Raw genomic sequence first — 14,802 nt, 5'->3', positions numbered from 1 at the left:
GGCCATGTTCGACCTGACGGAGCTCGAGCGCGCACATGCGATCGTGGGGCAGGCGGTGCCGGCAACGCCGGCGCATGCCTGGCCGCTGCTTAGCCAGCGGCTTGGCACGCAGGCCGTGGTCAAGCACGAGAACCATACGCCGATCGGCGCCTTCAAGGTGCGCGGCGGCCTGGTCTATCTCGAACGGCTGAAGCGCGAGCGGCCGAATGGTCCCGGCATCATCTCGGCGACCCGTGGCAATCACGGCCAGAGCCTGGCGTTCGCTGCCAGCCGCCACGGCGTGCCGGCTGTGATCTACGTGCCGCGCGGCAACTCGGTCGAAAAGAACCGTGCCATGAAGGCCTTTGGCGCCGAGCTCGTCGAGCATGGCGAGGATTTTCAGGCCGCCCGCGAGGAAGCCGAGCGCCGCGCGCAGTTCGCCGGCCTTCACATGGTGCCGTCGTTCCATCCGGACCTCGTGCTGGGTGTCGCGACCTACGCGCTGGAGCTGTTCCGCTCTGCGCCTGATCTCGACATTCTCTACGTGCCGATCGGGCAGGGCTCCGGCATCTGCGGCTGTATCATGGCGCGCGATCTGCTCGGCCTGAAGACCGAGATCGTCGGCGTGCAGTCGACGGAAGCACCGTCATACGCGCTCTCGTTCGCAGCCGGCAAGATCGTGACCACCGAGACCGCCAATACGCGCGCCGACGGCATGGCAACGCGCATTCCCGACGCGGATGCGCTCGCGCTGATCCGCAAGGGTGCCTCGCGCATTGTGCAGGTCACTGATGACGAGGTCGCTGCCGCGATCCGCGCCTACTGGACGGACACGCACAATCTCGCCGAAGGCGCTGGCGCGGCCGCACTCGCCGCGGCGCTGCAGGAAAAGAGCAAGCTGAAGGGCAAGCGCGTCGGTCTCGTGCTGTCCGGCGGCAATATCGATTTCGATCTGTTCAAGCAATGGGTGGTCGCATGACGATGCGAGCGCTCGCCAAGTACACCACTGTCATCGTCCGGCTCGACCGGACGATCCGGTACGCCGCGGCAGACGTGAGACTCACGACGTCGGTGATTACGTCATGCCGCGCCTCCGCGGGGCATGACGAGAAAGAATAAAGGGGGACGACAATGAACCAGCCCGCATCCGCCTACTTCATCGAAGAGCGCCACGATCCCAACGAGACGCACACGCTTGCGGTGCTCGTCCAGAACGAGCCGGGCGTGCTCGCGCGCGTCATCGGCCTGTTCTCCGGACGCGGCTACAACATCGAGAGCCTCACGGTCTCGGAGACCGAGGCCCAGAAGCACCTCTCGCGCATCACCATCGTCACCACGGGCACGCCGATGGTGATCGCGCAGATCAAGCATCAGCTCGATCGCATGATCCCGGTCTACCAGGTCGTCGACATGACCGAGACCCGCCGCTCGATCGAGCGCGAGCTGGCAATGGTGAAGGTGCGCGGTCAGGGCGAGCATCGCGTCGAGGCACTGCGGCTGGCCGATGCGTTCCGCGCCCGCGTGATCGACGCCACCACCGAGAGCTTTGTGTTCGAGATCACAGGCAATACGGACAAGATCAATCAGTTTATCGACCTGATGCGCCCGATCGGTCTTGTCGAGGTGTCGCGCACCGGTGTTGCCGCGATCGGCCGCGGGCCTGAAGGGATGTGAGCCATGCTGGCGCGCGACTGGTATTACAACGAGCGGAACCGGATGGGCATCGAGCCCGCAGTGGCGTCGATCTACGATGCTCACGATGATGCCGATCTGCGGGCGCGCGCCGCACTGAAGATGCTTGGCGTCCAGCGCGGCTGGCGCATCGCCGACATCGGCTGCGGCAACGGCGTTCTCGCCACCGAAGCCGCCCTGATGGGCGCCGATGTCGACGCCATCGACATCTCGCCGGCGATGCTGGCGCTCGCCGAGATCTACGCCCGCGACCGCAAGGCGCCCGTGCGCACGCAGTCCGCCGGCCTGCTCAGCTTCGCCTATCGGCCCGAGTCCTATGACCTCATCGTGAGCGAGTTCACGCTGCATCATCTGCCCGACTTCTGGAAGGTCGTGGCGATGTCGCGGATCTTTCGCGCGCTCAAGCCCGGCGCGAGCTTCTTTCTGCGCGATATCGTCTATGCCTCGATGCCCGACGCGGTCGAGCGCGACATCGAGCAGTGGGCGGACTACCAGATCAAGAACCACGACTTCTCGCGCGAAAGCGTGGTGACGCATATGCGCGACGAATATTCCACCTTCGGCTGGGTGATGGAGCGGATGCTGACCGACGTCGGCTTCACGCTGGTCTCGGCCGACTATCACGCGCCGATGCACGGCACTTATCTCCTACGCAAACCCAAAGCCGGCGAGCAAGGCTAGACAGAAGAACAAGCAGGGCTGCACGAGAGGCAGAACCGAGAACAACAATGAAGCCGGCCGATATCCTCATCGCCCTCATGGTGGCGATCATCTGGGGGCTCGCCTTCGTGGCGAGCCGGATCGCGCTCGACGAGCTTTCGCCGGAGCTGATGACGGCGCTGCGCTTTGCGATCGCCGCGGTGCCGTGCCTGTTCATCCGCAAGCCGAAGGTCGCCTGGTCACTTCTCATCGCAATCAGCTTCACGCTGTTCCTCGGCCAGTTCCTGTCTCAGGCCTATGGCATCGCCCACGGCGTGCCGGTGGGCCTGACCAGCGTCGTGGTGCAGAGCCAGGCGCTGTTCACGATCGGCTTTGCCGCGCTCGCCTTTGGCGAGCGGCCGACGCCGATGCAGACGCTGGGCATCGTCATTGCTGCGATCGGCCTGCTGATGATCTGCGGCACCGTCGGCTATGATTTCAGCGTTGCCGCATTCGCCGTGCTGATGATCTCGCCGATCAGTTTTGCCGTCGGCAATCTGCTGCTGCGCGGCGCTCGCGGCGTGCCGATGTTCGATCTGTTTGCCTGGCTGTGTCTTGCTGCCGCGGTGCCGCTGTTCGCGCTGGCGCTGATCGCCGACGGGCCGGCATCGACCTTGACGTCGCTGACGCATATCTCGCTGAGATCGGCGCTCTGCATGCTGATGCTCGGCGGCATTTCCACCAGCATCGCCTATTGGCTGTGGGGCCGCCTTTTGCGCGATTATCCGGCGGCGCAGGTGGTGCCATTCGCGCTGCTGGTGCCGTTCGTCGGCTCAGCCGCCTCCAGCATCGTGTTCGGCGAACGGTTCGGTCCACTGCGCCTCGCCGGCATGCTCACCGTGATCGGCGGTATCGCCGTGATGGTGCTGGCGAAGCGTCCGCAAATCCTGCCGAAGACCGCGTGAGGTGAGCATGACCCACTCGCTATTCTATGCCTTTCTCGCCTTCATGGTGGTGATGTATTTCACCCCCGGGCCGAACAACATCATGCTGCTGGCCTCGGGCCTGACCTACGGCTTCCGGCGCACCATCCCTCACATCGCGGGCATCGTCCTTGGCTTCGCCTTCATGGTCGGTGCCGTCGGCCTCGGGCTCGGCGCCGTCTTTCTGGCCTATCCAATCCTCCAGACCATGCTGAAATATGCCGGTGCGGCCTACCTGATCTATCTTGCCGCCATCATCGCCATGTCCGGTCCGGCCAAGCCGGGCGAGGCAGACGGCCGCGGCCCGATGTCGTTCTGGGGCGCGGCCATGTTTCAGTGGATCAATGCCAAGGGCTGGGTGATCGTGATCGGCACCATCACCGCCTATGCGGCGATTGCCCAGTTCCCGGTCAACATCGCGATCCAGACCCTGATCAGCCTGTTGGTCGGCACCGCCTCGACCGTGGTCTGGGCTTTATTCGGCACTGCACTGAGGCCGGTGCTGACCTCGGAGCGGCTGGTCCGCGCCTTCAATATCCTGATGGCGCTCCTGCTGCTCGCCTCCCTCTACCCCGTTTTCATGGATGCATGATGTCGCGGATTTCCATGCAGAAACGGGTTTCCCTAAAGGCTGAAAATGCTCTAGACAGCCCCCGAAATCCGCAAATTCCACCCTTCGGACCCTGACCCATCGGCCGATTTCCGGCCCTCAACGAGGAAACGACTATGCGTGTTTATTACGATCGCGACGCCGACCTGAACCTGATCAAGGGGAAGAAGGTCGCCATCGTCGGCTATGGCAGCCAGGGCCACGCCCATGCGCTCAATCTGAAGGACTCCGGCGTCAAGGATGTCGCCATTGCGCTGCGCAAGGACTCGAGCTCGGTCAAGAAGGCCGAAGCCGCCGGCTTCAAGGTGATGGAAGTGGCCGAAGCCGCCAAATGGGCCGACCTCGTCATGATGCTGACCCCGGACGAGCTCCAGGGCGACATCTATCGCGAGCACCTGCACGACAACATGAAGAAGGGCGCGGCCCTGGTGTTCGCGCACGGCCTCAATGTCCATTTCAACCTGCTCGATCCGCGCGCCGATCTCGACGTGCTGATGATCGCGCCGAAGGGCCCCGGCCACACCGTGCGCTCGGAATATCAGCGCGGCGGCGGCGTGCCCTGCCTGATTGCGATCGCCAAGGACGTCTCGGGCAATGCCCATGATCTCGGCCTGTCCTACGCCTCCGCTGTTGGCGGTGGCCGCGCCGGCATCATCGAGACCACCTTCAAGGAAGAGTGCGAGACCGACCTGTTCGGCGAGCAGGTCGTGCTCTGCGGCGGCCTGGTCGAGCTGATCAAGGGCGGCTACGAGACCCTGGTCGAGGCCGGCTACGCGCCGGAGATGGCCTATTTCGAGTGCCTGCACGAAGTGAAGCTGATCGTCGACCTGATCTATGAAGGCGGCATCGCCAACATGAACTACTCGATCTCCAACACCGCCGAGTACGGCGAGTACGTCACCGGCCCGCGCATCGTCACCGCCGAGACCAAGGCCGAGATGAAGCGCGTTCTCGCCGACATCCAGGGCGGCAAGTTCGCCCGCGACTGGATGCTGGAGAACAAGGTCAACCAGACCTCGTTCAAGGCGACCCGCGCCAAGCTCGCCGCGCACCCGATCGAGGAAGTCGGCGCAAAACTCCGCGACATGATGCCCTGGATCAAGAAGGGCGCGCTGGTCGACAAGTCGAAGAACTGACGACAGCGCCGTCATTCCGGGTTCGCGCTAACGCGCGCCCCGGAATGACGAATGAAGCACAAGCTTCGCCTGCCAAACCAAATCTTAAATCTTCGCGATTAAATCTGAGCGAGATCGCAAACAGCGGTCTCGCTCTTTCCTTCCCGCGCGAAGCATTGCTGCTTCATTCAAATTCTTCGCGCCTTGATGTGCTTTCCCAGAGCGAAGAACTGACGCTTAAACCACATTCTTGAGTTCGCGTCGTTTTTCAGGATTTTTCAAAGGTTCTGATCAGCAAAAGTGCCGTGTCCTCAGAGTCTAGGACCCGGCTCTTCATCCGCACTCTCAAGGTGTCATCAATCGCAATTTGCGACGTTCGCGTGCCGCTTCATCTTAAGAACGCACACCCGATACGCCTTCTTGCTAGCCGCGCTCTCAGCTCGCCGTGATGGCTTGCTCGCGTGGGTGGCGGGCCATTGCGATCATCCGCAGCGCCATGACCACGAGCAGCGGAATGAGGAACGCGGCGTAGGCCGGCATGGCCGGCGCGCGCTTGCCGAACGACACCATGAACTGGACCCAGAGATAGTAGCCGCCGACGAGGTGCAGCGTGCGCCAGGCCCGCGGTCCGAGCAGTGCGGCAGCACGATCGAACGAGGTCGCGCTCATGGCAATGATCATGGCATAGCCGATGCCGCCGAAGATGTAGGAAGCCGGCGAAGTGGCTTCCGCAAAGCCTGCTGGATCCATCCTGGCGAAGACGACGATCGCCACCGCATGGACGGCGTGGGAGACCGCAAAGCTCAGGCCGAGATAGCGGCGGTTGCGCCGCTGCCAGCGCGTCCAGGCGTTGGGCCAGAGTCGGGCCACCGCTGCAGCGCTGAAGGCCAGACAGAACAGCAGCAGCGAGCTGCGCGCCGTGAAGCGGATCACCATGCGGACGCCCTCGACCTCGAACTGGCGCATCGAGGCGATCCAGAAGCTCAAGGCGATCAGGCTCAGCGTGAGCACGGCAAGCAGCCGCCAGCCTTCGAACCAGTTGTGGCGCTGCGACATCGTAGCGGTCTCCTCCGTAATGTAATCATCGATTACATTTCGAGCTGGCATGGTCGTCAATAGTGTAATCGATGCTTACATTCACGTTCGGGTGATGCTAGGAAGCGGTATGCCCGCCCGTCAGTCCCCCAAGCCCCGGATTTCAAAGCCACGCGCCCGTCGCCAGGCACCCGAAGCCCGGCCCTATCACCACGGTGACCTCCGCCGGGTGCTGATCGATGCTGCGTTGCAACTGGCGGCCGAGGGTGCCGAGGTCTCCGTGCGCGAGGCCGCGCGCCGCGCCGCGGTGTCGCCGGGGGCGCCGTTCCGGCACTTTCACAACCGCGACGCCTTGATGGCTGCGGTGGCCGAGGAGGCGCAGCGGCGCTTTCGCGCCGAGATCGAGGCCGCGCTGGCGGAAGCGACCTCCGCCGACCCGCTGGTGCGCTTCCGCGCTTTCGGCATCGCCTATCTGCGCTGGGCGATGCACAACCCCGCGCATTTCGAGATCATCTCCACGGGACGCTATTTCGCGTATGGCAGCTCGGCCGAACTGCTCCGCGACAACGCCGAGCTCGTCGCGCTGACCGAACGAATGTTGGCTGAGGCGGCCGCGCAGGGCCTGCTGCGCTCGCCGGATCTGAAACGTATCCTGATCGCCGGCCGCGCTCTGATCTACGGCTTTGCCCGCATGAACCTCGACGGCCATTTCCCGCGCTGGGGCGTCGAGGAGGGGGAGATCGAGCGGATGGCGGAGGGCGTGATCGATCTGTTCATCGCAGGGATCGCCAAGAGCTAGGTCATCCAAGTGCGGCCCTTCGCCGTCCGCTAACATTAAGCGAAGGTCGGATCGCCGCGCGCGTTGCCTGTTCGTGACCGTTCCATTACAGTTTTGTGACACGGTGCAGCCGGCTGCGCCGGACGCCTTGGCGGCCTCGATGCTGGCCAGACGGCTTGGCATCACCGCGCCGGTCCCAAGTTCAGCGTGTCGTCGATGGCGTCCGCGCCCAATCCAGATCCTTCTGCCACCACCGCCGTTCTGGCGAGCGTCGCCGCGCTCGGCATCTGGCGGCTGCTGGCGGTGGCCGCGCCGCATGTCGCTGCTCTTGCGCTGATGTACGAGACCGAGACCGATTTCGGCTCGCGCCTGTCCTTCCTGCTCGCCTGGGGCATTCTCAACTTCTTCTGGATCACGCTGCTGCGCCGGCCGGCACTGTCGAGCGCATTGTCGCTGACCATGGTCGTGGTGTTGGTGCTGCTGTCCCGGCTCAAGCACGACGTCGTGCAGATGACGGTGAACTTCATCGACCTGATGATGATCGATCGCGACACGGTCGCGTTCCTGTTCACGATCTTCCCGAATTTGCGCTGGTCGGTGATCGGGGCGGGCCTTGTCACGCTGCCGCTGATGTATGCGCTGTGGTGGCTCGATCCGTTCCGCATCCGCCGCCTTCCAGCGCTGGCCTGCAAGCTCGCCTGTCTCGCCGCCCTGGTTTTCTATTCCGCCTATCATCCGGACGAGGCCTGGCGCGGCTATTACGACGACGGCTATCTTTCGAAGTTCTTCCGCTCCGGCGTCACTGCAGTGTCCGATTTCGTGGAGTACGGCTTCATGGAGTCGGCCGCCGCGACCAATGAGCGGCTCAATATACCGCTGGTCGACGCCTGCCACCCGGCGGGCCGCCGACCGAACATCATCATGATCCATGATGAATCGAGCTTCGATATCCGCGCCGCGCAGGGCATCAAGGTGCCATCGGGCTACGGCAGTCATTTCAAGTCCTGGGACGGCAAGGAGCGCACCTTCCTGGCTGAAAGCAATGGCGGGCCGAGCTGGTTCACCGAATACAACGTGCTGGCGGGTCTGTCCTCGCGCTCGTTTGGCCGCTTTGCCTATTTCGTGACGCGCCTTGCGTCGGGCCGCGTCGAGCGTGGCCTGCCGCTCAGCTTACGCCGTTGCGGCTATGACACCATGTCGCTTTACCCTGCCTATGGCGGCTTCATGAGCGCACGCGGCTTCCAGATGACGACCGGCGTCGAGCGCTTTCTCGATTCTCACGATCTCGGCGCCAAAGACGTCGAGCCCGACAGCTTCTTCTACGACAAGGCGCTGCGGCTGATGGCCGAGCGCACGCCGAACAAGCCGCTGTTCACCTTCATCTATCTCGGCGCCAACCATTTCCCCTGGGAGACGCGCTTCCGTCCCGACCTGCTGCCGAATTGGCGTGCGCCGGGCAACCTGCCATCCATCGACGAATATCTGCGCCGCCAGGCCATGAGCGCCGAGCAATACAAAGCCTTCCTCGCCGGCTTGACCAAGAATTTCCCGGGCGAGCCGTTCCTGATCGTGCGCTATGGCGATCACCAACCCGAGTTCGCTCCTGCTATCCTCGAGCCCGGGCTCGACGAAGGCGCGATCGGCAAGAGGCTCGACGCCTATGATCCGCGCCTCTACGCCACCTATTACGCCATCGACGCGGTCAATTTCGAGCCGGTGAAGAGCGACGCTGTGATGGACACGATCGATGGTCCCTATCTGCCGCTGGTGATCCAGGAGGCTGCCGGCATCCCGCTCGATCCGTCGTTCGCGGAGCAGAAGGAGATCATGCTCCGCTGCAAGGGCATCTTCTACGGCTGCAAGGACGGCGCCGAGGCGCGGCGGCTGAACCGGCTGCTGATCGATGCGGGGATGATCCGGGGGCTGTAGCCTTACCGAAATTCCGAGAATCCGTAGGATGGGCAAAGCGAAGCGTGCCCACCACTTCTCACACGCATCCAGAGACCGTGGGCACGGCGCTTATGCGCTTTCGCCCACCCTACGAATCTCACCTTATCGCCCGCCGACCTTCTCCCACAGCCACTTCGCGACCGCATCCGGCGAGGAGTTCGCATCGTTGCCACTGGCGCGCAGGTTTGCCTCGCGCATGGTGGAGATGTCGATCTTACCGAGCAGCGGGCTCAGCGCCGCCTTGAGCCGCTCGTCGCCGGCGCGCTTCGGCGCCAGCAGCAGGATCGCGTCGTAGGGCGGGATCGCCTGCTTGGGATCGTCGAGGGCCACCAGATCATATTTCGCGATCAGGCCGTCGCTGGTATAGCCCGCGATCACGTCGACCTCGCCGCTCGCCACCGCCGCATACATGAAGTCCGGTTGCATCTGGCGCTGCGCGCCGAACTGAAGGCCGTAAGCCTTCTGCAACGCCGCCCATTCCGGTCGCGAGAAGAACTCGTAGTCGCCGGCGATCGACATCGTCGAGGTGTGCGGGGCGAGATCGGCGATGGTGTGGATGCCGAGCGCGTCGGCGCGCTTTTTCGGCATCACCAGCGCATAGGCATTCTCGAAGCCGAGCTCGCCGAGCAGGGTGATGTTGTCCTTGGCGAGCGCCGTCTTCAACTCCGCCACCAGTTCTGCGCGCGGCTTGATATCGGTGCGGTGCAACTGATTGGCCCAGAGCGTGCCGGAATAATCGACATAGAGATCGATATCCCCGGCCTTCAACGCCCCGAAGACCACGCTCGAGCCGAGGCCGGATCGCGCCGTTGCGGAGAGGCCTGCGGCCTGGAGGCGGTCGCGAAGCAGGGCCGAGAGCACATATTGTTCGGCAAAGGTTTTCGCGCCGACAGCGTAGCCGGACGACGAGCGTCCCATCGTCGGAACCAGCGTCGCCGCAACCAGCGCCGCGATCCCAGTCGCGCCGAGCGCGGTACGCAAGCGGCCGCGCTGACGCAGGCCGCTCTCGATCAGGCCGAGCAGCTGATCGACGGCGAGCGCCAGCAGGGCCGAGGCGACGCAGCCGAACAGCACGAACACCCAGTTCTGGGTCTGGAGTCCGGCAAAGATGTAATTGCCGAGGCTGGTCTGCCCGATCGGCGTCGACAGCGTCGCGGTGCCGATCACCCACACCGCAGCGGTGCGAATGCCGGCCATCATCACCGGCAGCGCCAGCGGCAGCTCGACCATGACCAACGACTGCCGTGGGGTCATACCGACGCCCTTGGCGGCTTCGATCAATGCGGGGTCGATGCCGTTCAGTCCGGTGATGCCGTTGCGCAGCACCGGCAGCATCGAATAGAGCGCCAGCGCCAGCATCGCAGGCAGGAAGCCGAACGCGGAGAAGGAAACGCCGAACCATTTCAGCGTCACCGAGGCCGCGAACAGCAACAGCGGGTAGAACAATGCGAGCAGCGCCAGCCCCGGCACCGTCTGCACGATGCTGGCGAGGGCGAGCAGGATGGCGCGCGGCGCCGGACGATTGCGCGTCAGGATGGCGAGCGGCAGGCTGACAACGAGGCCAAGCGCGAGCGCGGCGAGGCTCACCCGCACATGATTGCCGAGATAGTCGGGCAGATGCGACAGCGCCTCGCCCCAACGCGGATCGTTGAAAAGGCTCATGCCGCACCGCCCTGTCGCAGCAGCGCGTTCAGCCGCTCGACCTGGCGGCGGGGCGTGCGCAGCAATTCCAGCACATAGGCATCGCTGCTCGCTGACAGCTCCGCCGGCGTACCTTGCGCGAGCAGCCTTCCGCCGCGCATCACCGCGATCCGGTCGGCGAGCAAGATCGCCTCCGTCATATCATGCGTGATCATGACGGTGGTCAGGCCGAGCTTGCGGTGCAGCTCGCGAAAATCCTCGCCGAGGGCGTCGCGGGTGAGGGGGTCGAGCGCGCCGAACGGCTCGTCCATCAGCATGATGCGGGGCTTGGCGGCCAGCGCCCGCGCCACGCCAATGCGCTGGCGTTCGCCGCCCGAGAGCGCTTCCGGCAGCCGGTCGCGATGGGAGGCACGGTCGAGCTGCATCAGCTCGATCAACTCGTCGACGCGCGCGACAATCTCGGCTGCGGGCGCGCCGAGCAGTTTTGGCGTGATCCCGATATTGTCGGCGACGCTCAGATGGGGAAACAGCCCGCCGCTCTGGAAAACGTAGCCGATCCGGCGCCGCAGTGCGACCGGATCGATGTCCTGCACGTTCCTGCCCTCGACCGTGATGGTGCCGCCATCGGCCTCGATCAGCCGGTTGGCGAGCCGCAGCAGCGTCGTCTTGCCCGAGCCCGAGCGGCCGACGACGGCCAGAAGCTCGCCCTCGGCGATGTCGAGCGACACATCGTCGACGGCCCTGAGGGCGCCGAAGCTCTTGCTGACGTTTCGGTAGCTGATCGCCGGCTTGGAAGGCATCGCTGACGGGCTCGCTGTTCTCTTACCCTCCCCCTCCAGGGAGGGTGAGAGCAGGGCCAAGGCCCATGCGTAGCATGCCTGGCCGCTTGATTGAACTTGGTCGCGCGAGCGGCTAAGGCATCAAGCGAAGTTTGGAGGGAACATATGACAACGCCCACGGCAGTGGCGCTGGAAGATGCCAAGGTTGCGTTCCGGCTGGGGGACGGGCGGGTCTATACAGCGGTGGAGAAGGCCCATCTCACGGTCGCCCAGGGCGAGTTCGTCGCCATTGTCGGGCCGACCGGCTGCGGAAAATCGACGCTGCTCAACGTCGCCGCCGGCCTGCTCAAGCCGGCCGCCGGCAGCGTCAGGATTTTTGATCGGCCGCTCGCGGGGCTGAACCGGGATGCCGGCTATCTGTTCCAGGCCGACGCGCTGTTCCCCTGGAAGACCGCGCTCGACAACGTTGCCATCGGCCTCGAGATCAGGGGCACGGCGCGCGCCGAGGCGCTACCCCAAGCGCAGAAATGGCTGACGTCCGTGGGCCTCGGCGCCTTTGCGGGCCGCTATCCCCACATGCTCTCAGGCGGCCAGCGCAAGCGCGTGGCGCTGGCGCAGGTCCTGATCCGCGATCCCAAAATTCTTCTCATGGACGAGCCGTTCGGGCCCCTCGATGCGCAGACGCGGCAAGTCATGGGCAATCTGCTGCTCGATCTCTGGAATGCCGACCGCAAGGCCGTGCTGTTCGTAACCCATGACCTAGAGGAAGCCATCGCGCTCGCCGACCGCGTCGTGATCATGTCGGCGGGGCCGTCCTCGCGCATCATCGGCGATTGGCGCGTCACGCTTCCGCGCCCGCGCGACATTTTCGAGGTGCGGCTGGACAAGGAGTTCCATGCGCTGCATCGCGAGATCTGGAGCGTGCTCAAGGACGAGGTGATGAAGGGCTACGCGCAATCCACCCACGCGGCGGAGGCGGTCTGATGTCGCGCGTCTCGCTGCTTGCGCTGCAGCTCCTGGTCGCGATCGTCGGCATCGTGCTGTGGCAGTTGCTGTCGACGGTGCCGGTGTTCGGCAAGATCCTGCTGCCGCCGTTCTTCTTTTCCAATCCGATCGATGTGTTCGATCAGATCGTCAAATGGTTCGTCTCCGGCGTGATCTGGAAGCATCTCGGCATTACGCTCATGGAATCGATCCTGGCCTTCGTGATCGGATCGCTCGGCGGCGTTCTCATCGGCTTCTGGTTCGCGCGCCAGCCCCTGGTTGCCGCCGTGTTCGACCCTTACGTGAAGATGGTCAATGCGTTGCCGCGCGTGGTGCTGGCGCCGATCTTCGCGCTGTGGCTGGGCCTCGGCATCTGGTCCAAGGTTGCGCTCGGCGTGACGCTGGTGTTCTTCATCGTGTTCTTCAACGTCTATCAGGGCGTCAAGGAAGTCAGCCGCACCGTGCTCGACAATGGCCGCATGCTCGGCATGAGCGAGGGGCAGTTGATGCGGCACGTCTATTGGCCGTCGGCGCTGTCGTGGATGTTCTCCTCGCTGCACACGTCAGTGGGCTTCGCCGTGGTCGGCGCCGTCGTCGGCGAATATCTGGGGTCGGCGGCCGGCCTTGGCTATCTCATTCAGCAGGCCGAGGGCGTGTTCGATGTCGCCGGGGTGTTCGCCGGCATGTTCGTGCTGTCGGCCTTCGTCATCCTGATCGATTTCGGGGTCACGCTGGTGGAGCGGCGTCTGCTGGTCTGGCGGCCGACCGTAGACGGCCGCGGGTAGGCGTATCCGTTAGTCGCCTTCTCAAGCCCACCCTGCTGCTCTATGGTGCCGCCAGCCGAACGGAGGAAACCAATGAAGAACACGATTGCCAGGCTCGCCGGCGCCTTGCTTGCGCTGACGCTCACCACCTCGCTTGCCGCAGCGCAAAGCAAAGTCACCGTTGCGGTCGGGGGCGGCGCGTGCCTGTGCTATCTGCCGACGGTGCTTGCCAAGCAGCTTGGCGAGTACGAGAAGGCCGGCCTCAATGTCGATCTGGTCGACCTCAAGGGCGGCTCGGACGCGCTCAAGGCCGTGCTCGGCGGCAGCGCCGACGTCGTATCCGGCTATTTCGACCATTGCGTCAACCTGGCCGCCAAGAAGCAGGAGTTGCAGGCCTTCGTGGTCTATGACCGCTATCCCGGCCTCGTGCTGGTGGTGGCGCCTTCGCATACGGCCGACATCAAGTCGATCAAGGATCTTGCCGGCAAGAAGGTCGGCGTCAGCGCACCCGGCTCCTCCACCGATTTCTTCCTGAAATATCTCCTGAAGAAGAATGGTCTCGACCCCGCCGGTACCGCCGTCATCGGCGTCGGCCTCGGCGCCACCGCGGTGGCTGCGATGGAGCAGGGGCAAATCGACGCCGCGGTGATGCTCGATCCCTCCGTCACGGTGCTCAAGGGCAGCCATCCGGACTTGCGTATCCTCAGCGACACCCGGACACAAAAGGACACGCTCGAGACCTTCGGCGGTGAATATCCGGGTGGCGCGCTATACTCGACGGTGGCCTGGGTCGCTGGCCACGAGAAGGAGGTGCAGGCGCTCACCAACGCGATGCTGTCGACGCTCGCCTGGATCCATTCGCACTCTCCCGAGGAGATCATGGCGAAGATGCCGGAGGAGATGGTCGGCAAGAACAAGGACCTCTATCTCGCTGCGCTGAAGAACACGATCCCGATGTTCTCCGAGACCGGCAAGATGGACCCGAAGGGCGCGGATGCCGTGCTCGCGGTGTTCAGCGTCGGCTCGCCGGAGGTCGCGAACGCCAAGATCGACGTCAACAAGACATTTACCAACAAGTTCGTCGACCAGGCCAAGAAGACCACGGGAAGCGCCAAATAACTGACGCGAAGTCGTAGTAACAAGGCGTCATGACGTCATTGGTCATTCATCGCGTCACGACGCTCGACCTTGCCGTGCGGCCGGTCGTCTGGCCGTTCGCGCAGGAACGGCGCGCCGAGATCGCGGCGCATTTCGCCGAGAAGCAGCGTGAGCGGCCGAAGCTCTGGAACGGCCGTGTCCTGCTCGGGCGCGATGCCGTGTTTGGCGACGGTCATCTTGCCGCGACCTATTTCGAGACCGATTTCGCCAGTTTCCTCGCCTGGCGCGACTGGGGCTTTCCCGACAAGGCCGTGTTCAACGGCTTTGGCATGGGCGCGCTGCGCGCCTCGGACGGCGCCTTCATTATGGGCGAGATGGCGCACCACACTGCGAATGCCGGCCGCATCTATTTCCCCTCGGGTACGCCCGACCTCGATGACGTCACGGAGGGAGTGCTCGACATTCCCGGCAGTGTCATCCGAGAACTCGGGGAAGAGACCGGGCTGACCACGGCCGACTACTGGGCCGAGCCGGATTGGCACTGCATCGTCACGGGCCCCTCGATTGCAATGATACAGGTCCTCAACCTTGATGTGCCGGGCGACGTGGCCCGCGCCCGGATCGAGGCCAATCTTGCACGCGAGACCGAGCCCGAACTGTCGGCCATTCATCTCGTGCGCGGAATGGGCGATCTCACGCCGGCCATGCCGCGATTTGTCACGACCTTCGTCGAGCAGCAGTTCGCCTCGCGCTGA

At 64.3% G+C, this 14,802-nt stretch carries 16 protein-coding genes; 13 read left to right on the top strand and 3 right to left on the bottom strand.

Annotated elements, in window-relative coordinates:
• Nucleotides 1-4 precede the first annotated feature (4 nt).
• From XH98_RS02570 to XH98_RS02540, 7 genes are all read left to right on the top strand, one after another.
• Nucleotides 5-958, top strand: a complete 954-nt coding sequence (locus XH98_RS02570) for a threonine dehydratase (protein ID WP_271617712.1) — start codon at nt 5-7, stop codon at nt 956-958.
• Nucleotides 959-1,110: 152 nt separating this feature from the next.
• Nucleotides 1,111-1,653, top strand: a complete 543-nt coding sequence (gene ilvN, locus XH98_RS02565) for an acetolactate synthase small subunit (RefSeq protein ID WP_271602615.1) — start codon at nt 1,111-1,113, stop codon at nt 1,651-1,653.
• A 3-nt stretch (nt 1,654-1,656) separates the two neighbouring features.
• Nucleotides 1,657-2,352 (top strand): class I SAM-dependent methyltransferase, encoded by a 696-nt coding sequence (locus XH98_RS02560; RefSeq protein WP_271602616.1) that lies wholly within the window; start codon nt 1,657-1,659, stop codon nt 2,350-2,352.
• 47 nt (nt 2,353-2,399) lie between these two features.
• Complete coding sequence (locus XH98_RS02555; RefSeq protein ID WP_220006881.1) at nt 2,400-3,275, top strand: EamA family transporter; 876 nt, start codon at nt 2,400-2,402, stop codon at nt 3,273-3,275.
• Between the two features lie 7 nt (nt 3,276-3,282).
• Nucleotides 3,283-3,885 carry a LysE family translocator gene (locus tag XH98_RS02550; RefSeq protein WP_271617711.1) on the top strand — a complete coding sequence of 201 codons (603 nt, stop codon included), beginning with the start codon at nt 3,283-3,285 and terminating at the stop codon, nt 3,883-3,885.
• Nucleotides 3,886-4,019: 134 nt separating this feature from the next.
• Entirely contained in the window at nt 4,020-5,039 is a 1,020-nt protein-coding gene (gene ilvC / locus XH98_RS02545) for a ketol-acid reductoisomerase (protein ID WP_057747255.1), read from the top strand.
• A 44-nt stretch (nt 5,040-5,083) separates the two neighbouring features.
• Complete coding sequence (locus XH98_RS02540; protein WP_271602619.1) at nt 5,084-5,272, top strand: hypothetical protein; 189 nt, start codon at nt 5,084-5,086, stop codon at nt 5,270-5,272.
• 181 nt (nt 5,273-5,453) lie between these two features.
• On the opposite strand, the gene XH98_RS02535 is transcribed toward XH98_RS02540, so the two are convergent.
• Nucleotides 5,454-6,074: a hypothetical protein gene (locus XH98_RS02535; protein ID WP_271617710.1), complete on the bottom strand. Its 621-nt coding sequence runs from the start codon at nt 6,072-6,074 to the stop codon at nt 5,454-5,456.
• A 109-nt stretch (nt 6,075-6,183) separates the two neighbouring features.
• Between XH98_RS02535 and XH98_RS02530 the strand changes: the two genes are divergently transcribed.
• Together XH98_RS02530 and XH98_RS02525 are read left to right on the top strand one after the other, a co-directional pair.
• Entirely contained in the window at nt 6,184-6,852 is a 669-nt protein-coding gene (locus XH98_RS02530) for a TetR/AcrR family transcriptional regulator (RefSeq protein ID WP_271617709.1), read from the top strand.
• Nucleotides 6,853-7,047: 195 nt separating this feature from the next.
• On the top strand, nt 7,048-8,760 hold the full coding sequence (locus XH98_RS02525) for a sulfatase-like hydrolase/transferase (protein WP_271617708.1): 1,713 nt from the start codon (nt 7,048-7,050) through the stop codon (nt 8,758-8,760).
• 123 nt (nt 8,761-8,883) lie between these two features.
• On the opposite strand, the gene XH98_RS02520 is transcribed toward XH98_RS02525, so the two are convergent.
• A complete protein-coding gene (locus XH98_RS02520; protein WP_271617707.1) occupies nt 8,884-10,443 on the bottom strand; it encodes an ABC transporter permease/substrate-binding protein in 1,560 nt (519 codons plus the stop codon).
• On the bottom strand, nt 10,440-11,222 hold the full coding sequence (locus XH98_RS02515) for an ATP-binding cassette domain-containing protein (protein ID WP_271617706.1): 783 nt from the start codon (nt 11,220-11,222) through the stop codon (nt 10,440-10,442). The genes XH98_RS02520 and XH98_RS02515 overlap by 4 nt, the downstream gene beginning before the upstream one ends.
• Nucleotides 11,223-11,366: 144 nt before the next feature.
• Here XH98_RS02515 and XH98_RS02510 point away from each other — a divergent pair, with 144 nt between their 5' ends.
• From XH98_RS02510 to XH98_RS02495, 4 genes are all read left to right on the top strand, one after another.
• On the top strand, nt 11,367-12,185 hold the full coding sequence (locus XH98_RS02510) for an ABC transporter ATP-binding protein (RefSeq protein WP_057747262.1): 819 nt from the start codon (nt 11,367-11,369) through the stop codon (nt 12,183-12,185).
• Entirely contained in the window at nt 12,185-12,970 is a 786-nt protein-coding gene (locus tag XH98_RS02505) for an ABC transporter permease (RefSeq protein WP_271602625.1), read from the top strand. Before XH98_RS02510 ends, XH98_RS02505 begins: the two co-directional genes overlap by 1 nt.
• A gap of 72 nt (nt 12,971-13,042) precedes the next feature.
• A complete protein-coding gene (locus tag XH98_RS02500; protein WP_271617705.1) occupies nt 13,043-14,068 on the top strand; it encodes an ABC transporter substrate-binding protein in 1,026 nt (341 codons plus the stop codon).
• Between the two features lie 29 nt (nt 14,069-14,097).
• The gene (locus XH98_RS02495) at nt 14,098-14,802 is read left to right on the top strand and encodes an NUDIX hydrolase (protein ID WP_271617704.1); all 705 of its coding nucleotides are present in this window, start codon (nt 14,098-14,100) and stop codon (nt 14,800-14,802) included.

Source organism: Bradyrhizobium sp. CCBAU 51745 (assembly GCF_028128715.1).
Taxonomy (GTDB): Bacteria; Pseudomonadota; Alphaproteobacteria; order Rhizobiales; family Xanthobacteraceae; genus Bradyrhizobium; species Bradyrhizobium manausense.
This window is presented reverse-complemented; position numbering and strand designations above follow the sequence as displayed.